A 20,831-nucleotide genomic window follows, 5' to 3' on the forward strand; every position below is an offset into this window, starting at 1 on the left:
TCGATCGCCTCGCCGCACGGGCTCCTTCTCTTCGAGTCGTTCGCGCCGACGCGCTGGCATATCGGTTGCTCAATGCGTTGGCGTCCGGCGCGCGAGTGAAGCCGCCGGACGAAAAAGCAACGCATTCGCGGCGCGCAGCGAGCGCGGCACGGTCCGAGCACCTTCGGTCCGGCCGGCCCGATGCGCCCAGCGGCAGGAGTCAGGGATCATCATGAACACGCTTCGCATCGTCAACGGGCTCGGTTTCGTTTGCTTCAGCGTGGCTGCCTTCGCCCTCACGGGCTGCGCGGTCGACGCCGCCGGTGACGACTCGCCCGTCGACGACATGGTGGAAGAGGACGTGGAGGTGGTGGAAGAGGCCGAGCAGGCCATGGGCGTCGAGTGCGCCAATGCCGCCGCCACCGCCACGTTCGTCGGCGGCATCGACTACAGCTCGCCGCAGACCTACAACACCGCGAGCTGCTACAAGGGCGTGGTCCTCGACGTCAGCAATTACTCCTCGCTCTACGCGCAGAACCCGAGCGGCTCCGTCTTCCCGGGCCGCACCACCGTCGAGTGGGCCGACAGCCTCCCCGCCCTCTCGGACCCCGATCGCATCGTCAAGTGCAACAGCACCTACGTCGCCGCGGATCTCTTCGAGAGGGTCGGCGGTAACTGGGTCTACAAGACCACCAAGGAGTCGCTCGGCGCCTGGACTCCCTTCTTCGACGGTGGCTTCTGCGCTGGCCCGGCCGTCTCCTTCTCCTCCGAGATGCAGGCCGGCAAGACCTACCGCGTCTCCGCCACCGCCCGCACCTACAAGAGCAGCTCCGCCCCCACCCGCAAGCTCCACGTCGAGTCCCTCGAGCCCGTCAAGGCCCCTCGCTGAAGCGCTCGGCGCGGACATCGAGCTCCCGGTGCCCCCACAGGAGCAACCGGCGAGCGTGCTGTAGCGATACGGGGTGAGGTAACGAAGAGACGTTGCACGGGCGCGAGGCGCGCAAGGAGCAGAGAAGAAGCCAACCACTCGCCCTTGCGCCCTTGCGCCCTTGCTTTTCTGCTCCCTCTACTCGATCGACAGCGTGACGCTATCGTTCGTGAGGGACGTCACGTTGATGGTGCCGGAGAAGATCTCCTCGAACGCGGTGTCGAGGAGGACGAACGACGAGCTCGTCTCTTCGATCCGCGCATCGGCGGAGAGGATGCTGTAGTTCAGATCGTAAACGTCGATTCTACCCCCGAAATCGCGCGACGTGATCCAGTACGCGTCGCCGTCGACCCACACGGGCACCAGGGCGCACTCCTGGTTTGTGGCCTCGCCTTCGAAGAACCCGGTTTCATCGACGCCCCAGACCCCGTTCACGAACGTCGCGCAACCCGAGGTGGCATCGTCGTCGGTGCCGATCGCGAGCTCCACCGGATCGAGACCGCCCGCGCCCGTGGGCCCTCCGCCCTCGCCCGCGGGCCCTCCGCCCTCCGCATTGCCGCCCTCGCCCGCGGGCCCGCCGCCCTCCGCATTGCCGCCCTCGCCCGCGGGCCCTCCGCCCTCCGCATTGCCGCCCTCGCCCGCGGGCCCACCGCCCTCCGCGTTGCCGCCCTCGCCCGCGGGCCCGCCGCCCTCCGCATTGCCGCCCTCTCCCGCGGGCCCGCCGCCCTCCGCATGGGTACCCCCGCCGCCGTCGGCATGGCCGCCCGCGCCGCCGGCCCCGGGATTGGGATCATCGTCCCCGCAGGCGGCCACCAGCAAGCATCCAAGAAAGGCAATCGAACTCCATTTCATGTGCACCTCGGCTGTCTGTCACGCACGAAAATTACGCACGACAGCATAACATGCGCGACATGCACGCCGAAGTAATCGACCCGGCCGCTCCCGCGCCCGAGCTCCGCTGCCGCTCACCGCGGCGTGAGCCCGTGGCCCGCGCCGGTCCGTGACGCTGCCTGGTCGGCCTTCTCTGTCTGTCTGGTCTGTCTGATCTGCGCGCTTCGAGCGATCGAAGCCGCGGCGCCCGGTGAGCGCCGGTGATGGTGACGGCGGCGAGATCGGCCGGCGACAGCGGGCGCAGCCCGCGCCCCTGCCGCCCGCCGCGCTACCCTCAGGACCCGATCCGGATCTTCTTCTTCAGCGCGGCGAGCTCATCGTCGACCGCCGACCCGCCGGGCCTGTCCGCGCCGGCGCTGCCCGCGCTGCCTCGGCCGTGCTCGAGCTGGGCGAACTTCGCCTCCAGCTCGGCCGCCGACAGCCCGCCGCCGGAGATCGCCTCCTCCACCTCGCGCGACGCCGCGACCTGCGCGACCTGCCCCTCGACCTGCTCCTCCATGCGCCGGAACTCCGAGAACGCGCTCTGGCCGCCCCGCGCCCCGAGCCCCTCGGCCCCGCCGCCGGCGCGGCTCTGCTGGATCTGCGCCGCGAGCGTGCCCTTGCGCGCCTGGAACTCCTCCTGCTTGGCCTCCATGCGCTCGAGCTCGGCCTTCATCGAGAGGACCGCCGAGCGCTGCTCCGCGCGCATCGCCTCGGCGCGGTCGCGCTCGCCCACGACCCGCTTCTTCTGGACCAGCGCCTCGCGCGCGAGCTTCTCGTCGTTCGCCTTCAGCGCGAGCTCGGCGCGCTTCTCCCACTTCTCCGCCTCGGCGTCGAGCTCGTCGACCTTCTTGCGCAGCACCTTCTCGGCCGCCACAGCGTCGACCATCTCCTTCCGCGCCGCGCGGACCTGGTCCTTCATCTCCTCGACGATGAGATCCAGCGACTTTTTCGGATCTTCCGCCTTGTCGAGGAGCGCGTTGACGTTGCTCGAGATCACCTTTCCCATGCGGTCGAAGATGCCCATGCCGGTAGCGTGCACCGCCCCGCCGCCCCTGTAAAGCGCCGGCGCGCCCGGCCGCCGGCGCCGCCCGGAAGCGCGCCCGCGGCCCCTGGAAGCGCCCCGCGGCCCCCTGGAAGCGCCCCGTGGCCCCCTGGACCCCATCGCGCCGGCCGCGCGTCGGCGGCGCGTCGGCGCGCCCCCAGGCGCGCCCCGCGGCCCCCCGGGAGCGCCGCCCCGCGGCCCCCTGGGAGCGCCGCCCCGCGGCCCCCTGCCGTGGAAGACCGCCGGTCAGGGCGGCGGCGGGTACGCGGGGCCGACGCTCGACTCCGCCGACGACCGGGTCGTCAGCAGCGGCGTCTTCATCGTCTCGTCCTGGTAGAGCGGCCTCACCACGCAGGTGTCCTCGCCGCACTCGCCCCCGTCGACGAACGCCACGTCGGCGACCAGCCAGTACCGGACGCTCCCGTCGCTCGCGTCGAACGTGACGGGCGCCTCCGGGTCGTGGAACCCCGTCGGGCCGAGATCCGCCCCGAGGGCGCCATTACAGAAGATCTTGATCCGCGGGTGCACCGCGTAGGTCTCCCCGTGGTTCGAGTAGTAGTGGACGCCGATCCTCGTCCACTGCCCGAGCGGCGGGAAATCGACGTTGATGTTCTCGGGCGCGCAGAAGTCTTCGCTGTTCGGGTCCGTGACGCCGGGGTCGCAGGTGATGTTGTCGATGTCGAGCCGCGGGTTGTGGCACCCCCGGCCGAGGGCGTGCCACGCCTGCCCGGCGCCGCGAGGGGCGTGATAGCAGGTGTTCTTGGCCTCCGTCGGGTCCGCGTACCAGCTCACCGGCTCCGGCGGCGTCGCGTTGTCGCTGAACCAGCGGATCTCCGGATCCGACTCGAGCGTCTCGATGGTGCAGTTGTTGTAACCGCAGTCGCTCGGCGAGCCGCCGACCCGCCACGGATCCATGTCGTTCGGCCGGTGCAGGTGCAGATCGAGATCGACCCCGTCGCCCCCGAGGTCGTGCTCCCACTCGAGCTCGACCCGCAGGCCGGGCGCGCCGACGTAGAGGGCATACTCGCACGAATCGGTCGTGCCGTCCGCGAGGCGCTTCGTGTAAACGACCTTGTACTCCCCCGACTGGAGCGGCTTGTAGTCATCCGCCGGGCTCGCTCCGGAGACCGCGGGGCACGGATCGATGCCTGTCGGGCAAACGACCGTCCAGGCCTCGGAGCCGGGCTCCGCGTCCGCGCTGAACGTGCCTGTCCCGTCCTTCAGGTTCACGTCGGCGAACGGGGGCACCTGCAGCGGGTGACAGCCCGCCGGGTTCTCGCTGAAGCATTGCTCGGTCGCGTGCCGGCCGCCGAGGCACGGCCCCCACACGCCGATCTCGTTGCAGAGCTCGGTGCCCGGAAAGCACCCCTCCGCCGCGCGGTACGACGGATCGCCCATGAAGCACGCGCGCGCCTGCCCCGCGACGCAGGAGCACGTCTCGTCGACCTGACCGTCGCAGTCGTCGTCGAGCCCGAGGTGGTTGAGATCGCAGAGCTCCTCCGGACCGCACTCGGTGCCGCACGGGTTCACCGCGGCGTCGATGACCCCGGCGTCCTCGCCGGACGGCATGACCCCGCCCGGAGCGTCCTCCGGATCGAGACCCCCGTTGCCGCCCGCGCCGCCCGCGCCGCCGCCGCCCCCGCCGGAGCCGCCTGGCGACGCGCCGGCGCCGCCGGGATCCTGGCCCGGCCCCGAGGCATTGCAGCCGACCGCGACGAACGCACCCGAGGCCGCGGCCCCCAGAAAAGCGAGGAGCGCAGAGGAGACGCCGAGATGACGCATGAAACCTCCAGTCGCCAGCGCGCGGTGAGGCGGCCTGGGGCAACACGAGCGCCCAGCCAGACACCGGCGGTGAACAGCGAGGTTCCTGGTTTAGCAGACCTGGCGAAACTCCAAAGCACGCTCGTGAGCGCGCCAAAGCACGCTCGTGAGAACGGATGTCGCGCTGTCCTCTGGAGACGTCCCGGGAGGCGGAGAGGCTCAGTCCGTCGCGCGCGGACCGCTCGAGGACCCGGCCGCGAGCGCCGCCTGGGCCGCGGCCATGCGGGCGACAGGGACGCGGAACGGCGAGCACGAGACGTAATCGAGCCCGGCCTGCTCGAAGAACGCGATCGAGCTCGGGTCGCCGCCGTGCTCGCCGCAGACACCGAGCTTCAGCCCGGGCCGCGCCGCGCGCCCTCGATCCCGCCCGATCTCGACGAGCGCACCGACGCCGGGCACGTCCAGCGACTGGAACGGATCTCTGGCGAAGATGCCGGCCTCGACGTACGCGCCGAGGAAGCGGCCCGCGTCGTCGCGCGAGATGCCCAGCGTCGTCTGCGTGAGATCGTTCGTGCCGAAGCTGAAGAACTCCGCCTCCTCGGCCAGCTCGCCGGCCATGATCGCGGCGCGCGGGAGCTCGATCATCGTCCCGATCTGGACATCGACCCTCCGCCCCTTCTCGGCGAAGACCTCCTCCGCCACGCCCTCGACCAGCCCGCGCACGATGGCGAGCTCGCGCCGGGTCATGCTGAGCGGGATCATGATCTCGGGCTTCACCTCGATGCCCGCCGCCGCGACCTCGCACGCCGCCTCGAGGATCGCGCGCGCCTGCATCTCGTAGATCTCCGGCGACGTGATCGCGAGCCGGCAGCCGCGGTGGCCGAGCATCGGGTTGTACTCGGCGAGCTCCTGGCTCTTGCGCCGCAGCCCCTCCGCGCTGACCCCCATCGCCCTCGAGAGCTGCCCGAGCAGCGCGTCGTCCTGCGGCAAGAACTCGTGCAGCGGCGGATCGAGCAGCCGGATCGTGACCGGCAGCCCGGCCATCTCCCGGAAAACACCCATGAAATCGCCGCGCTGGAACGGGAGCAGCTTCTCGAGCGCGCGCCGCCGCCCCGCCTCGTCCGCGGCGAGGATCATCTCGCGCATCGCCTGGATGCGCTCCTCGTCGAAGAACATGTGCTCGGTGCGGCAGAGCCCGATGCCCTCCGCGCCGAAGTTGCGCGCCGTCCTCGCGTCGTGCGGCGTGTCGGCGTTCGCGCGCACGCGCAGGCGCCGGACCGCGTCGGCCCAGCGCATGAGCTCCTCGAGCTCGCCGCTCAGCGCCGCCGGCACGGTCGGCACCGCGCCGAGGTAGACCCTGCCGGTGCCGCCGTCGAGCGTGATCAGGTCGCCGGCCTTCACCGTGATCGTGCCGGTCGCGTGCCCGTGGTCGTCGTAGACCGTCACCGCCATCTGGCCCTGGCTCACGCTGATGGCCGAGCAGCCGGCCACGCAGCTCTTGCCCATCCCGCGGGCCACCACGGCCGCGTGGCTCGTCATGCCGCCGCGGGCCGTCAGCACGCCGCGCGCGGCCTTCATGCCGTGGATGTCCTCGGGCGACGTCTCGGAGCGCACGAGGATCACCGCCTTGCCCTGGCCCGCGCGCCGCTCCGCCTCGTCGGCGCTGAACACCACCTGCCCCGTCACCGCCCCGGGGCTCGCCGGCAGGCCCCGCGCGAGCAGCTTCTTCGGCGCGCCCTCGTCGATGCTCGGGTGGAGCACCTGGTCGATCGAGCCCGGATCCACGCGCAAGATCGCCTCGCGCTGGCTGATCAGCCCCTCCCGGGCCATCTCGACGGCGATGCGCACGGCCGCCCGGCCGGTGCGCTTGCCGGTGCGGCACTGGAGCAGGAAGAGCTCGCCCCGCTGGATCGTGAACTCCAGATCCTGCATGTCGCGGAAGTGCTGCTCGAGCCTGGCCTGCACCGCGACGAGCTTCGCGTACACCTCCGGCATCCGCGCCTCGAGCGAGCGCTCGTCGTCGTCGCCGCCCGACCTCGACAGCGGGTGCGGCGTGCGCACCCCCGCCACGACGTCCTCGCCCTGCGCGTTGGGGAGCCACTCGCCGAAGAAGCGCCGCTCTCCCGTCGACGGGTCGCGGGTGAACGCGACGCCGGTGCCGGAGTCGTCACCCAGGTTGCCGAACACCATCGCCTGGACGTTGCACGCCGTCCCCCAGGCCTCCGGGATATCATGCATCTTCCGGTACACCTGCGCCCGGTGGTTGTTCCAGCTATCGAATACGGCGCGGATGGCGCCCTCCAGCTGCTCGAACGGGTCGTCGGGGAACGGCCGTCCCGCCGCCTCGCGCACGATGTCCTTCTGCTGCTGGATCAGCGACGCGAGCGACCCCTCGTCGAGCAGCGAGTCGGGCACCTTGCGCTCGAGCTCCGCGGCGTTCAGGCGCGTCGCGTCGACGCCGAGCCGCGCTGCGGCCTGACGTCGCGCGCGGCCGAGCGCCTCGTCGAAGCGGTCGCGGGGCACCCTGAGCACGACATCGGCATAGGTCAGGATGAGGCGCCGATAGACGTCCAGCGCGAATCGCTCGCTGCCCGTGCGCCTCGCCAGGCCCCTCGCGATCTCGTCGTTGATGCCGAGGTTCAGGATGGTATCCATCATTCCTGGCATCGACGCGCGCGCGCCCGAGCGGACCGACACGAGCAGCGGCGCCTCGGCGCTGCCGAACCTCGCGTCGAGCAGCGACTCCAGCCGGCCAATCGCCGCCTTGATCTCGCCCTCGACGCCGGCGGGGAGCACCTTGCCCGCGGCGACATAGGCATTGCAGACCTCGGTCGTGACCGTGAAGCCCGGCGGCACCGGGATGCCGAGGCGGGTCATCTCGGCGAGCCCTGCCCCTTTGCCGCCGAGCAGGTCCTTCTGTCGTGCGTCCCCGTCTGCCTCCCCCGCGCCGAAGAAATATATCGATCTCGCCATGGCGGGCGCACGCTAGACCTTCCGCGCAGGCCGGTCGAGATCCTCGAAGGCCGGCGAGGACGGCCGACCGCCGCCCCGGATCCGCGACCGACGGACGGATCGTGATGTGGAGCGCACCTCACCAAAAATACCGACTCTCGACGGCAGACGAGCTATGAAGCCGCCCATGAAGCGCTGCGCCCTCCTCCTCGCGATGCTCACCCTCCCTCTCGCGGCCTGCGACCAGAAGTCCAGCTCGCAGCCGACCGCCGAGCCCCCGCCGCCCGCCTCGGCCCAGCCGGCGACGCCGGCGGCGCCCACCGCCGAGCCGACGGCGCGCGAGGCGCCCGCAGAGCCCGCCGGCTTGCCTGCGCCGCCGGACGTCGCCGCGCCGCCCGCCGACGCGCAGAAGACGGCGTCGGGCCTGGCGTTCAAGGTGCTGACGCCGGGCAAGGACCAGGCGCACCCCGGCCCGGACGACAAGGTGACGGTCCACTACTCGGGGTGGACGACGGACGGGAAGATGTTCGACAGCTCCGTCCTCCGCGGCGAGCCGGCGACTTTCGGCGTGAGCGGCGTGATCAAGGGCTGGACGGAGGCGCTCCAGCTCATGAGCAAGGGTGAGAAGCGCCGTCTCTGGATCCCCGGGAGCCTGGCCTACGGCGACCGGCCCACGCGCCCGGGCGCCCCTGCCGGCATGCTGGTGTTCGACGTCGAGCTGCTCGATTTCGCGCCCGCGCCGAAGCCCCCGCCGGTGCCGAAGGACGTGAAGGCGCCGCCGAAGGGCGCGAAGAAGACGGCCTCGGGGCTCGCCTACCAGGTGCTCCAGAAGGGCACAGGCACGGAGCACCCCAAGCCGACGAGCCGCGTCACGGTGCACTACACGGGGTGGACGACGGACGGGAAGATGTTCGACAGCTCCATCGTCCGCGACGAGCCGGCCACCTTCCCGGTGGGCGGCGTGATCAAGGGGTGGACGGAGGGCGTACAGCTCATGGTGAAAGGCGAGAAGGCGCGCTTCTGGATCCCCGCCGAGCTCGCATACGGCGAGAAGCCGACGCGCCCCGGCGCCCCGGCCGGCATGCTGGTGTTCGACATCGAGCTCATCGACTTTCGCTGACCCGTCGGCCGGCGCTTTACATCCGGCCGACCGCCTGGCTACATGGACGGCTCCGGGCGGCCAGGCATGCTGACATCCATTCGACTCAAGAACTTCAAGAGCTTCGCCGATCAAACGGTGGAGCTCTCCCCCTTCACGCTGCTGCTCGGGGCGAACGGCTCCGGCAAGAGCAATTTCCTCGACGCCCTGCGCTTCTTGCAGGGTGTCGGGCTCGATCTCCCCTTGTGCGACATCTTCCGCGGCCGCGTCGACGGCAGGCGCGAGATCTGGCCGGGCCTGCGCGGCGGCACGCAGGGGGCCACGCACAGGGGCGCCAAATCGTTCACCATCGAGAGCCGATGGGCGATCGGGAAGGAGGAGCTCACACACAAGATCACGTGTCAGGTCGAGCCTGACGTGATCGTGGAGCACGAGTCGCTCGAGGCGAGGTCGGCCGGTGGGTTGCTCTTCGACACGACGGCATCGGCGCTGCGGGGGCTGGAGGGGTTCGCCGCGGGCGGCGCGCTGAAGGCGGCGTCGAAGAAGGGCCGATCGATGCGGATCGCCTCGATGGACCGCAACCCCGCGCGGCGCAGCCTGCTCGGCCAGATCGAGCACCACCGCGGGCGCGCCGACGACGTGAGCCTCGCGGACGTCATCGCGCTCTGCAACGCGCTCCAGGTCGCGATGCGGAGCACGCTGTCCATCGACATCGATCCTTCGCGCATGAGGGGCTATGTCCCGCACGAGATCGAGAACCTCGGCGCCGGCGGGCAGAACCTGTCCGCGGTGCTCCGGTGGCTCTGCCAGGAGGCCGATCACAAGGCCGACGTGCTCGGCTGGGCGCGATCGATCCTCGCGCCGGAGATCAGCGACATCGAGTTCGCGGAGACGGGCCTCGGCGACGTCATGATGGTGCTCGTCGAGCAGGGCGGCGCCCGCATCCCGGCGCCGAGCCTGCCGGACGGCGCGCTGCGGGTGCTCGGCAAGATCGCCGGCGTGCTGACGGCGCCCGAGGGCTCGCTGCTCCTCGTGGAGGACCCGGACGCCGGCCTGCACCCCGAGCGCGCCGGCGTGCTGGCGCAGCTCCTGGAGGGGGCGGCGCGGCCGTCGGTCTGCCAGATCGTGGCGACGACGCACTCGCCAGCGCTGCTCAGGGGGGTGTCCAAGCAGGGGCTGAGCCGCGCGATCGCGTTCGAGCGCGACGCCGAGACCTCCGCCACCACGGCGCGGCGGCTCGGCGAGCTGCCGCGCTTCGCGGAGATGGCAGAGCGGGATCCGGGAGAGCTGCTCTCGTCGAAGGCGCTCGCGGGTTAGCTCGCGGGCAGCGCTGCGTCCCTGAGCCATCACGCCTCCGGCTGCGCCGGGACTTCCGAGACGCCCGGCCCGCGGAGAGGGTGCTCTTCGCGCGGGGTGGGGGCCCCGCCGAACTCGGATGAGACAATGAGCCTCCGGCTGCGCCGGAGGCTCATTGTCTCATCCTCAGACATCGGCCCATCCCCCACCCCGCGCGAAGAGCACCCTCTCCGCGGGCCTACAGTGGACGCGGCATTGGGCGCGATCTGCGATGCGGTGGACTCTTTTCGACGAGCCGCGGTCCGTTCGATCGAGCCTGCCCGGAATATTGCAGTGATTATCCTTCGTTCGCCCCGCGAGACTCGAATGGTTCGTGACGGAAGTCAACGGCATACGTCACAGAGCCTGGCCCGGTCCATGCCTGGGACGGCACTCCCGGAAAAATCATGTCAGAACACCACGAGCGTTCGGAGCGAGAAGGGAATCTCCTGAGATCCTTCGGGCTCTCGTATTCCCACGGGCGTGGGAGGCTGTCATTGAGGCCAGATCGCGAGCACTCGAGGTTCAGACCAGACTGGCATTTTACCGTTCGAAACCCGATGTGAAACATCTTGGGTATCCGACAGCAACCCCCATCTGCGCACCGAATTGGGTGCCATAGAGCACACCATATTCCAACGATATCATTGCATTGCAGTGATGCCACGCATAAAGTGACCAGCTTGCCTGTCATCACGCATTGCATCGTGTGCGCGGTCATGCTTTCTATCTCTCCGTGAACCGCCTGCGCGGCGAACGTCGCGCGGCCAACACCTTGAAGAGGTACCTTGCTTTACTACAACACTTCGCTTCGACTGGTCTTTTGCATGGCCATCGGCTTATCGGCGGCGGCCTGCAACGTTGACGCCATCGAGGACTACGTCAACGACAACTTCGGCACCGGCGGCGGCGACGCCGCCAGCACCACCGGCAGCGACAGCAGCTCCAGCCAGAGCAGCGCCTCCGCCAGCAGCGGCAGCACCACCGCCGGCACCGGCGGCCCGGGCACGAGCGGCGGCACGGGCGGCGGCGGCACGGGCGGCGATGCCGGTACAGGCGGCGGCGACACGGGCGGCGATGCCGGCACAGGCGGCGGCGGCACGGGCGGCGATGCCGGCAACGGCGGCGGCAGCACCACCGCCGGTACCGGCGGCGCCGGGGGCACGGGCGGCGGCGGCACCGGCGGCGGCGCGCCCCCGGCCGACCCGGCCTGCGGACCGGACACGGCGACCTTCGCCCAGGTAAAGCCGATCCTGGCGAACTGCGCGAACCAGTACTGCCACGGCAGCCCCACCGCACCGTCCGCCGGGCTCGACCTGCGCGACGGCGCGGCGTTCGGCGAGCTCGTCAACCAGGACGCCAGCTCCTGCTCCAGCGAGCACGCGCTCGTCGTGCCCTTCATGCCGAGCAGCAGCTACCTCCTGAACAAGCTGAAGGACGTCGACCTGTGCGACCCCGACGAGATCAAGATGCCCCCGGGCGGGTCGCTGTCAGACGCCGAGCTGAAGACGATCACCGACTGGATCTGCGCGGGCGCCCCCGCCGAGTGAGCTCGTATCGACTCGACATCAGCAGCCACGCGACATCCTGAAGCGCGTCGAAGGACGGCTATCGCCGCGTCGCCCAGGCTCGTCCCTGGTTCACGGGAGAAGAAACCACCGAGGCACAGAGGAAACAGCCGGGCTCAACAACAAAATTCTGTGACCTCTGTTGCTCGGTGATTCATAGTCCTCGCCATCACGGAATCATCACGGAACCAGAGACGAGCTCCGGGGACGCATTGCCAGGGAGCTCCCATGGGATCCGAGAGACGCGCCCGAGCCGCTCCAGCGTGATTTCATGATCGGTGCCATCGCGCGCACAGGCGCCTGTACGCGCGATGGCACTGATAACGACATCATCGCCAGGGTTGCGGCCGGCACAGAATGTGCGGAGCATCAACCACGCCAACATCGATCGGCGGACACGGCCGTTCTCAACACGATCATCATCGACGGTGCCAGCGCCAATTGGCGGCACAGACGTGATCAATCGAACGCTGGCCGGGAATGACGAACTCATACCAATGAAGCGGCAGAGATCGCAGGCGAGCTGATTCACTTATTCATCTTGAGCAGAACCTGCGACTCCGCCGAACTGACCTGGAGAACCTTGATGCGCACCACTCGCTTACTTGGCAGCCTCTCCGCTTCTTTCGCATGCTTTCTGCTCGCCTGCAGCCCTGGGACCTCTGGCAACGAGGAAGGCGACTCCTTGCGCTCCGCATTGCTCAGCGCGGACGGCACGATGGAGGCCCTGCTCACGCTCCCGTCGGACTGGGGAAGCGGATACTGCGCGAGCGTGACGGTCACGAACAGGAGCGCCAGCCGGACCACCGGCTGGAGCATGGTCGTCGGGCTCAACGGCTCGACGCTGGACCACGGGTGGGTCGCGAACTTCACCCGCGCGGACGGGCAGTTCACCGCCGCCAACATGGACTGGAACGCCGAGCTTGATCCTGGCCGCTCCACGACGTGGGGGTTCTGCGGGAGCGGTAGCGGAAGGCCTTCGATCGTGTCGGTCGCGGGCAGCGGAGGCTCGATCACCACCAGCTCGAGCACCTCGACGAGCAGCAGCGTGGGCTCAGGCGGCGAGGGCGGCGCTGGCGGCGGAGCCACCTCCGTCGGCGCGGGCGGCGAAGGCGGCGGCACCACCACCACCACCACGACCTCCGCCGGCACGGGTGGCGAGGGCGGCGGCTCCACCTCCGCCACGACCACCTCCGCCGGCGCGGGTGGCGAGGGCGGTGGCACCACCACCACGACCACCTCCGCCGGCACGGGTGGCGAGGGCGGCGGCTCCACCTCCGCCACGACCACCTCCGCCGGCGCGGGTGGCGAGGGCGGTGGCACCACCACCACGACCACCTCCGCCGGCGCGGGCGGCGAGGGCGGCGGCACCACCACAACCACCACCGGCGCGGGCGGCGAGGGCGGCGCGCCTCCGGGCGATCCCGCCTGCGGGCCGGACACCGCGACCTTCGCCCAGGTGCAGCCGATCCTCGAGCGGAGCTGCGCGAACCAGTTCTGCCACGGCAACCCCACCACGCCGTCCGGCGGGCTCGACCTCCGCGCCGCCACGGCGGTCGGCGCGCTCGTCAATCAGAGCGCCAACTCCTGCTCCAGCGAGCACGCGCTCGTCGTGCCGTTCATGCCGAGCAGCAGCTACCTCATGAACAAGCTGAACGACGTCGACCTGTGCGACCCCGACGAGATCGCCATGCCTCCGGGCTCGCCGCTGCCGGCGGCCGACCTCAAGACGATCACCGACTGGATCTGCGCGGGCGCTCCCGCCGACTGAGCCCCGACCGGCTCAGTAGACCTTGCAGCGCGCGCCCCCGGCGGCGCGCGCGTAAGGCACCGCCGCGCTCCGCGCCTTCACGTAGATCGCCCCGCCCGGGGCCGGCCTCGGGATCACGGCGCCCATCGCGAGCGGCCGTCCAGGCGGCAGCTCCTCGACCTCGATGACGATGTCGTTCCCCTCCTGATCGACCGCCGAGATCGACGGCCGCCGGCGCTCCTCGTCGGCGGGGCCGCCCGGGCAGGAGACGCCGCGCGCGCTCAGGGCGACGGCGAGCGTGTCGGCGCCGGTCTCCGGGGCGCCCGCCGCCCACTGGAACCTCGGATCGCGGGCCTCCGCCACCTCCACGGCCAGGCAGCTGCAGCGCTCCTTCGGCGACGCGGCGCTCGCGAGCGCGAGATCGTGCCGCACGCCGACCCACGACGCGGCCCCCCGCTCCTGCGGCATGGTGGCGGCGCCGCCGTAGTCGTCGGGCGTGCCGAACGCCCGCCGCGGCGCCTTCTGCTTCGCGCCGTCCTGCTCCTGCGGCCTGGAGGGTTCGACGGTGTCGCCCTCCCAGAACGCGGCGGCGCCCGCGTGCTGGTTGCCGCCGCAGGCGGCGAGGACGACCCCGGAGAGGAGCGCAGCGAACCGTGCGATCTGGACGCCCGAGCGGAGCATACGGCGCGATCTTCGCACCGGCGCCGCCAGCGGCCAAGGTTTGTGCTGAGACGGGGAACGCGCCGAAGGCGCGGAGAGGAGAGAGAAGCGACGGTGAGACACGCGCGCAGCGCGCCGGCTACCCGGCGCGCCGCGCGGAGCGCGTCACTTCGGCTTGATCTCGGTCAGGACGAGGAGGTAGTCCGGCGAGTTGTTCGGCGAGAGCTTCGCGTACGGGTTCTCCTTGCTGGGCCACCCGACGAAGCGCTTCGTGCTGTACTCGCCCCAGGAGGGGTTCTTGAACAGCGGGATGACCGGCACCTGCTGCGCGTAGATCATCTGCAGCTCGTCGACGATGCGCTTCTGCTCGGCCGGATCCGTCGCGGCCTGGAACTGCTTGAACAGCGGCTCGGCCTCCTTGGCGGCGAAGCGGTGCCAGTTGCGGTTCGAGACCTCGCCGACGGGCTTCACGAACTCCGGGGCCATGAGATCGCGGTAGAAGTTGAACGGCGTGGGCTCGGTGTTGGTCCAGCCCATCGACATGTCGAACGTGCCCTTCTGGAGCGCCTCGAAGAACGCGCTGAAGTCGTACGTCTTGAGCGTGGCCTCGATGCCGACGGCCTTCAGGCTCTGCGTGGTGATCTGGACCGCGCGCACCCAGTCGGACCAGCCGGTCACGACGTTGATGTCGAACTTCAGCGGCTTGCCGTCCTTCGCGCGGATCCCGTCCGCACCCTTGGCGTAGCCGGCCTCGTCGAGGAGGGCGTTCGCCTTGGCCACGTCGTAGGTCGTCCAGTCGCCGGCCGCGACGGCCTTCTCGTTGCGCCAGCGCGCGTAGGCGTCGTCGAGCCCGGTCCCGTCCGCGCCGACCGTGTAGCCGTTGACCGCGATCTTCGCGATCTGGGCCCGGTCGATGGCCATGCTGATGGCCTTGCGCAGCTTGATGTCGTTGAACGGCTTCTTCGTGGCGTTCGGGTAGAGCGTCACCGTGCCGCCGACGAGCGGGAACCAGTAATGGTTGTTCTGCGGGTCCTTGGCGACGTAGGTCTTGTCGATGTCGGGGACGAAGTTACCGGCCCAGTCGACCTCGCCGTTGATGAGCGCCAGGTTCGCCTGGTCGTTGCCCGGGTACGCCGGGAAGCGCAGCCCCTCGACCGCCGGCTTGCCCTTCTGCCAGTAGTTCGGGTTCTTGCCGAGCTCGTAGATCTGGTTCTGGAACGTCTTCACCTCGGTGAAGGGGCCCGTCGCGACGGGGTTCTCGTTCGTGAACGTGACCGGGTCGGCGACGTCCTTCCACTTGTGCTCGGGCACGATCGGCTGGTGGCCGATGTAGTGGAGCCCGGGGACGAACGGCTCCTTGAAGGCGAACTCGACGGTGGTGTCGTTCTTGGCGTCGACCGTCTCGACGAACTTCCACACGCCCGTCTGATCGAGCGCCGGGAACTTCTTGAGGAGGCCGAACGTGAACGCGACGTCCTTCGCCGAGAAGGGTTGTCCGTCAGACCACTTGACATCGGTGCGGGTCGTGAAGGTGAGCTTCTTGTTCGCGTCGCTCCACTCGTACTTCGTGGCGAGCCACGGCACGAACTCGCCCTTCATCGTGTTGTACACGATCATGGGCTCGTAGATGCCCGCCACGGTGGGGAAGCGCACGGCCCCCTCGCCCAGCAGGGGGTTGAAGTTGCGCACCCAGGAGGCCTGCTGCTCCCGGGAGATGGTGACGAACTTCGCGCCGCCGCCCTTGGCCCCGCCCGCCTGCGCCGTCCCGGTCCCGGCCGGAGCCGTGGCCCCCGGCTCCTTGTTGGCGTTCTCGCCTTCCTTGTTGCCACAGGCCGCCGTGGCGCCGACGGACAGAAGGAGCGCCGACAGGGCAAAATAGCGGCGCGACATGGATCGACTCTTCATAAGCTTGCTCCCTCGCGGCGATCTCGGTCGCCAGCGACGATCCTCTCACTCGACCGACAGCACGCAGCGCCGCAGCGCAGCGACAACAGCAGACCGTACGGCGGCGCCACGGATGAGCCGCGACTGCGGCAACCTGACGCCGGCGCACTCTACCGGCCGAGGTAGAGAAGTGTCAACCTGACGAATTGAGGGGGGTTCCCGGGCCCGCTGTGCGGTCCGTGACCTGATCGGATGCGCCCGCGGGCGCGGCCGTCCCCAGGGACGACGCGCAGGATCAGAATTCTGCCGGGTCGCTGTAAGTCCCCATGACGTCGCGCAGCACGTCACAGATCTCCTGCTCGGTCGCGTACACGCTGGCCGCCGCGATGATGGAGGGCATGAGGTTGTCGCGGCCGCGCGCGCAGCTTCGCACGTCGGCCAGCGCGCTTCGCACCCGGTCCTGGTCGCGCTGGGCCTTGACCCGGGCCAGGTTCTCGCATTGCACGCGCTGCACCTCCTCGTCGATGCGGAGGAGGGGGATCGTCTTCTCGCCCGCCGCGGCATAGCGGTTGACGCCCACCATGATCCGCTCGTTCGACTCCAGCTCTCGCTGGAACCGGTAGGCCGAGGCGGCGATCTCGCGCTGCGGATACCCCTTCTCGATGGCGGGCACCATCCCGCCCATCTCGTCGATCCGCTGGATGTACGCGAGCGCCTCCTTCTCCAGGCGGTCGGTCAGCCACTCGACGTAGTAGCTCCCCCCGAGCGGATCGATCGTGTTCGCCACCCCGCTCTCGTGGGCGATGATCTGCTGCGTCCGGAGGGCGATGGTCACGCTCTCCTCGGTCGGGAGCGCGTAGGTCTCGTCGAGAGAGTTCGTGTGGAGCGACTGGGTGCCGCCGAGCACGCCGGCGAGCGCCTGGAGCGAGACGCGGACCACGTTGTTGTAGGGCTGCTGCGCCGTCAGCGAGACGCCGGCGGTCTGCGCGTGCGTCCGCAGCTTCATGCTCTCGGCCTTCTTCGCGCCGTAACGCTCCTTGAGGAACCGCGCCCACATGCGGCGCGCGGCGCGGAGCTTCGCGATCTCCTCGAAGAAGTCGTTGTGGAGGTCGAAGAAGAACGAGAGGCGCGGCGCGAAGGAGTCGACGTCGAGGCCGCGCTCGATGCAGCTCTCGACGTAGGCGAGCCCGTCCGCCAGCGTGAACGCGAGCTCCTGCGCGGCGGTCGAGCCGGCCTCGCGGATGTGGTAGCCGCTGATCGACACCGAGTTCCACCGCGGCACCTCGCGCGCGCAGAACTCGATCATGTCCGTCACGATGCGCATCGCCGGGCGCGGCGGGACGAGCCAGGCGTGCTGGGCGATGAACTCCTTCAGGCAGTCGTTCTGCACGGTGCCGCCGATCCGCTTGCGCGGGATCCCGCGCTTGTCGGCGAGCGCGATATAGAACGCGAGCAGCACGACGGCCGGGCCGTTGATGGTCATCGACGTCGTCACCTGGTCGAGCGGGATGCCGTCGAAGAGCACCTCCATGTCGCGGAGCGTGTCGACCGCGACACCGCACATCCCCACCTCGCCGAGCGACCGCGGAGAGTCGGAGTCGTACCCCATGAGGGTCGGGAAATCGAAGGCGGTGGACAGGCCTGTTTGCCCCTCGGCGAGCAGGTATTTGAACCGCGCGTTCGTCTGCTCCGGGGTGCCGAAGCCGGCGAACATCCGCATCGTCCACAGCTTGCCGCGGTACATCGTCGGCTGGACGCCCCGCGTGAACGGGTACTCCCCGGGCAGCCCGAGATCCGCCGCGTGGTCGACCCGCGCGTCGGCCGGCGTCGCGATGTCGGGCACGTCGACGCCGCTCCAGGTCGTGAAGCGCTCGCTGCGCGGCGGGAAGCGCGCCGACGCCTCGGCGACCGGGCCCTCGCGCCACGCGGCCACGGCGCGCCGGAGCGCGGCGAGCCCGCCCTCGTCGAGCCCGAGGCCCTCGCCGCCGCCGCCGTTCGTGTAATGGAGCGCGTCGGCGCCGCTCTCGTCGGCAGGAGCCGGGGACCCGGGCGCGCGGTCCGCTTCGGTCTCCCTGGGGGAGGTGCGCTCTTCGTACGCCATGGACTCTATTTAGCGCGGCGCGCGCGCGGTGGCGTCGCTCATCGCCGGGGGCGCCGCTCATCGCCGAGGGCGCGCGCGCCGCGTCACGGGCAGCGCGCGTGGAACACCTCGGAGGCGACCGGCGTCGCCCCGTCTTCCAGCGAGTCCTCGATCGCGCCGGTGATCCGGATCCCCTCCGCGGCGCAGAGCGCCGCCGCGGCGTCGCCCGGGAGCGTCCCACCCCCGGCGCTGGTGTCGACGGTGAACGCCACGGTGACGTCGCTGCCCGGGGCGACCTCGACAGGCAGCGACGTCGCGGTCTCGACGGGGAGCGGCGCGACGATCGAGGTCTTCTGATCGGCGCTCGCGATCTCGAAGGAGCGGACAGCGACGCGGCTGGGGCCGCTCGCCCGCGGGCCGAGGTGGAGCTCCAGCGTGAAGCGCGCCTCGAGGTTCGTCCCGAGCGCGCTCGCGGAGACGGTCGCCTCGGGCGCGGCGATGGCCGGCTCGACGAACACGGCGGCGTCGGTGTCGATGCAACCGCTGCTCACCGCCGCGGCGAGCGTCGCTGCGGCGGCGGGGATCCAGGCGCGGGCCTTCATGGTGTCACTCTCCCCCGGGCCGACCTGTCCTGTCCAGATCGGCGGCCTTGCGCGCGGCGCGGCGGCGCGCCCCGCGGCCAGCCGCGCGCGGCCGGCTCCGCTCAGGGCGGCGGCGGGACGACGCCCTTGGAGCGGGCCAGGGCGCAGCCGAGCTCCACGTTGGTCGGCCCCTTGTCGGTCCGCACGACCTTGAACTCGACGCGCCGGTTCTTCTCCCAGGCCGGCGCGTTGTGGGCCGGGTCGAGGGGGCAGTACTCGCCGTAGCCCATGGCGCGCACCGCGTTCCGGTTGACCCCGCGCTGCACGAGCGCCGCCACGACGGCGTCGGCCCGGGACTGGGTCAGCTTGAGGTTGTACGCGTCGGCCGAGCGCTCGTCGGCGTGCCCCTGCACCTCGATCATCGTGAACTCCGGGTGGTGCTTGAGCGTCTCGGCGACCGCCTGCACGATGCCGAACGACTCCGGGAGGATCTCGGCGCTGCCGGTCGCGAACTGGATCTTCTCGAGGATGACGATGTTGTTCTCCTCGATGACGACACTGCCCTTGTCCGGGCACCCGTCCTCGTCCTCGAGGCCGTTGAACGTCTCCGGATCGTTCGGGCACTTGTCGGCCACGTCCGGGATGCCGTCCCTGTCGTTGTCGGGGTCGGGGCAGCCGTCCTCGTCCTCGAAGTCGTCCTTGTCCTCCGGGTCGTTCGGGCACTGATCGGACTTGTCGGGGATCCCGTCCTTGTCGTTGTCGGGGTCCGGGCAGCCGTCCTTGTCCTGGAAGCCGTCGCGGTCCTCCGGCTCGTCCGGGCACTTGTCGCGCGAGTCGAGGATGCCGTCGCCGTCGCGGTCGCCGTCGCTCCCCTCCGGGCAGCCGTCGTCGTCCTCGTCGCCGTCGCGGTCCTCGGGGTTGTTCGGGCAGCGATCGTCGACGTCGAGAATGCCGTCCTCGTCGTTGTCCGGATCCGGGCAGCCGTACTTCCCGGGGGGCGAGTCCGCCTTGGTGTCCTGGAAGCCGTCGTAGTCCTCCGGCTCGTCGGGGCAGTCGTCCTGATCGTCCTTGATGCCGTCGCCGTCGCGGTCGCCGATCGACGGCTCGAAGACGAACCCGAGGGTCGCGCGCTGCTCCGCCGCCTGGAACCCGGGCGTGTACCCGACGCCCGCGCCCAGCATGAGGAAGCTGTTCCGCTCGATGAAGAGCTTGATGCCCCCGATCGCCTCGGCCGACAGCTTCTGCCGGCTGCTGTCGCCGCCGCCGACCTGCTGCGTGAGGTAGGTCTCGGCCACGAGGTCGAGCGGCGTGAGGACGCGGTAGCTCATCCCGAACCCGCCGGTGAGCAGGTCGGAGTACTCGAAGTCCCCTTCCTTGAGCTGGAAGGTCATGCCGTCCTGGCGGAGGCCGAACGCGGGGTTTTTCCCTGTGTGGCCGCGGTATCCGGCGTTCAGCGCGACCCGGAACGGGTTGGTGATGCCGAGCCGCTTCTCCAGCACGATCTGAGGCCAGAAGAAGAAGCCCGGGTCCGAGGCGAAGTCCTCGCTCCCGCCCACGCCGACGCCGGCCTGCGCGATCAGCGCGAGCCCGATCACGTCCTGATCGGGGCGGAGCAGGCGGAGCTTGGCGTGGATGGCGAGATTGCCGAGCGTCTGGGCGTCGAGCGCGTCGTCGTTGTAGTTGGCGCCGGGCCCAGGGCCGATGTCGTCGACCGCCTTCGCGCCGTTGAGCACCACCGGCACCGACAGCCCGACGACGAGGAAGTTGGCGATGCCGTAATCGAACTGGAACGTCCCCTGGAAGGCGTGATTCAGCATCACCCCCGTCCCACGGGCGTTCTCGTTGAGCGGCATGATGTTGTGCCCGTAATCGAGCACGAGCCCCAGGCTGATGTCGTTGGCGCCGAGGATGTCTGCCCCGTTGACCGAGAAGAGACCTTTGGAGTCGACCGCCGGCCGGAACAGGTGCAGGTCCATGCCGTCGCCGTTGGCGCCATTGCCCGTGCGCGTCGTGTCCCTGCCGGCGGCCTGCGCGGCGGCGTCCGGCGCGGCGGCGGTGAGCGCCGCGCCGAGCAGCATGGAGAGCAGCCCGACGCCGAGGCGGCTGGGGCGACCGTGGGCGGGCAGCGCGCGCCGGTCGTCTGGCGCGGCGGGGCCGCCCGGCGGCGGGGCGGCGGGGAGCAACGGGGAACGAGGCATCATGGCAAGGTCCTCGGGTTCGTGAGGTCGCGATCGGGCAAGCGCGCCTGGATCTGGCGCTGGCCGCCACGTACCACCGCGCGAATTCCGGTGTCAAACAGACGGCGCGGGGTCTCCGCGGCCGCGTGGGCGGGGGATGCC

The 20,831-nt window shown here is 70.5% G+C and carries 15 protein-coding genes; 5 read left to right on the forward strand and 10 right to left on the reverse strand.

What is annotated here, in order from left to right; all coding sequences use genetic code 11:
• The first annotated feature begins 211 nt into the window (after positions 1–211).
• A complete protein-coding gene (locus tag WME96_RS39115) occupies positions 212–868 on the forward strand; it encodes a hypothetical protein (protein ID WP_437286657.1) in 657 nt (218 codons plus the stop codon).
• 177 nt (positions 869–1,045) lie between these two features.
• Here the strand turns inward: WME96_RS39115 and WME96_RS39120 are convergent, their stop codons facing one another.
• From WME96_RS39120 to ppdK, 4 genes are all read right to left on the reverse strand, one after another.
• Positions 1,046–1,759: a hypothetical protein gene (locus WME96_RS39120; protein WP_437286658.1), complete on the reverse strand. Its 714-nt coding sequence runs from the start codon at positions 1,757–1,759 to the stop codon at positions 1,046–1,048.
• A gap of 313 nt (positions 1,760–2,072) precedes the next feature.
• Positions 2,073–2,804 carry a PspA/IM30 family protein gene (locus WME96_RS39125; RefSeq protein WP_061618082.1) on the reverse strand — a complete coding sequence of 244 codons (732 nt, stop codon included), beginning with the start codon at positions 2,802–2,804 and terminating at the stop codon, positions 2,073–2,075.
• A gap of 264 nt (positions 2,805–3,068) precedes the next feature.
• Positions 3,069–4,604 (reverse strand): hypothetical protein, encoded by a 1,536-nt coding sequence (locus WME96_RS39130; protein ID WP_437286659.1) that lies wholly within the window; start codon positions 4,602–4,604, stop codon positions 3,069–3,071.
• Positions 4,605–4,802: 198 nt separating this feature from the next.
• Positions 4,803–7,556: a pyruvate, phosphate dikinase gene (gene ppdK / locus WME96_RS39135; protein WP_437286660.1), complete on the reverse strand. Its 2,754-nt coding sequence runs from the start codon at positions 7,554–7,556 to the stop codon at positions 4,803–4,805.
• A gap of 166 nt (positions 7,557–7,722) precedes the next feature.
• On the opposite strand from ppdK, the gene WME96_RS39140 reads away from it, so the two are divergent.
• From WME96_RS39140 to WME96_RS39150, 3 genes are all read left to right on the forward strand, one after another.
• Positions 7,723–8,655, forward strand: a complete 933-nt coding sequence (locus tag WME96_RS39140; RefSeq protein WP_437286661.1) for an FKBP-type peptidyl-prolyl cis-trans isomerase — start codon at positions 7,723–7,725, stop codon at positions 8,653–8,655.
• Positions 8,656–8,721: 66 nt separating this feature from the next.
• Positions 8,722–9,951: an AAA family ATPase gene (locus WME96_RS39145; protein WP_433930090.1), complete on the forward strand. Its 1,230-nt coding sequence runs from the start codon at positions 8,722–8,724 to the stop codon at positions 9,949–9,951.
• An 845-nt stretch (positions 9,952–10,796) separates the two neighbouring features.
• Entirely contained in the window at positions 10,797–11,519 is a 723-nt protein-coding gene (locus tag WME96_RS39150) for a hypothetical protein (protein ID WP_437286662.1), read from the forward strand.
• Between the two features lie 187 nt (positions 11,520–11,706).
• Here WME96_RS39150 and WME96_RS39155 read toward each other — a convergent pair whose 3' ends face one another.
• Entirely contained in the window at positions 11,707–12,069 is a 363-nt protein-coding gene (locus WME96_RS39155) for a hypothetical protein (RefSeq protein WP_437286663.1), read from the reverse strand.
• 153 nt (positions 12,070–12,222) lie between these two features.
• Between WME96_RS39155 and WME96_RS39160 the strand changes: the two genes are divergently transcribed.
• A complete protein-coding gene (locus tag WME96_RS39160) occupies positions 12,223–13,308 on the forward strand; it encodes a cellulose binding domain-containing protein (protein WP_437286664.1) in 1,086 nt (361 codons plus the stop codon).
• Between the two features lie 12 nt (positions 13,309–13,320).
• Here WME96_RS39160 and WME96_RS39165 read toward each other — a convergent pair whose 3' ends face one another.
• From WME96_RS39165 to WME96_RS39185, 5 genes are all read right to left on the reverse strand, one after another.
• Positions 13,321–13,968, reverse strand: coding sequence for a hypothetical protein (locus WME96_RS39165; RefSeq protein WP_437286665.1), 648 nt, complete (start codon positions 13,966–13,968; stop codon positions 13,321–13,323).
• A 144-nt stretch (positions 13,969–14,112) separates the two neighbouring features.
• Positions 14,113–15,852, reverse strand: a complete 1,740-nt coding sequence (locus tag WME96_RS39170; RefSeq protein ID WP_437286666.1) for an ABC transporter substrate-binding protein — start codon at positions 15,850–15,852, stop codon at positions 14,113–14,115.
• A gap of 274 nt (positions 15,853–16,126) precedes the next feature.
• Positions 16,127–17,932 carry an acyl-CoA mutase large subunit family protein gene (locus WME96_RS39175; RefSeq protein WP_437286667.1) on the reverse strand — a complete coding sequence of 602 codons (1,806 nt, stop codon included), beginning with the start codon at positions 17,930–17,932 and terminating at the stop codon, positions 16,127–16,129.
• Between the two features lie 83 nt (positions 17,933–18,015).
• Positions 18,016–18,513 (reverse strand): hypothetical protein, encoded by a 498-nt coding sequence (locus WME96_RS39180; RefSeq protein ID WP_437286668.1) that lies wholly within the window; start codon positions 18,511–18,513, stop codon positions 18,016–18,018.
• A 101-nt stretch (positions 18,514–18,614) separates the two neighbouring features.
• On the reverse strand, positions 18,615–20,693 hold the full coding sequence (locus WME96_RS39185) for an OmpA family protein (protein WP_437286669.1): 2,079 nt from the start codon (positions 20,691–20,693) through the stop codon (positions 18,615–18,617).
• Between the last annotated feature and the right edge of the window lie 138 nt (positions 20,694–20,831).

The sequence above is a fragment of the Sorangium sp. So ce406 genome (assembly GCF_051474675.1).
GTDB lineage: Bacteria > Myxococcota_A > Polyangia > Polyangiales > Polyangiaceae > Sorangium > Sorangium cellulosum_G.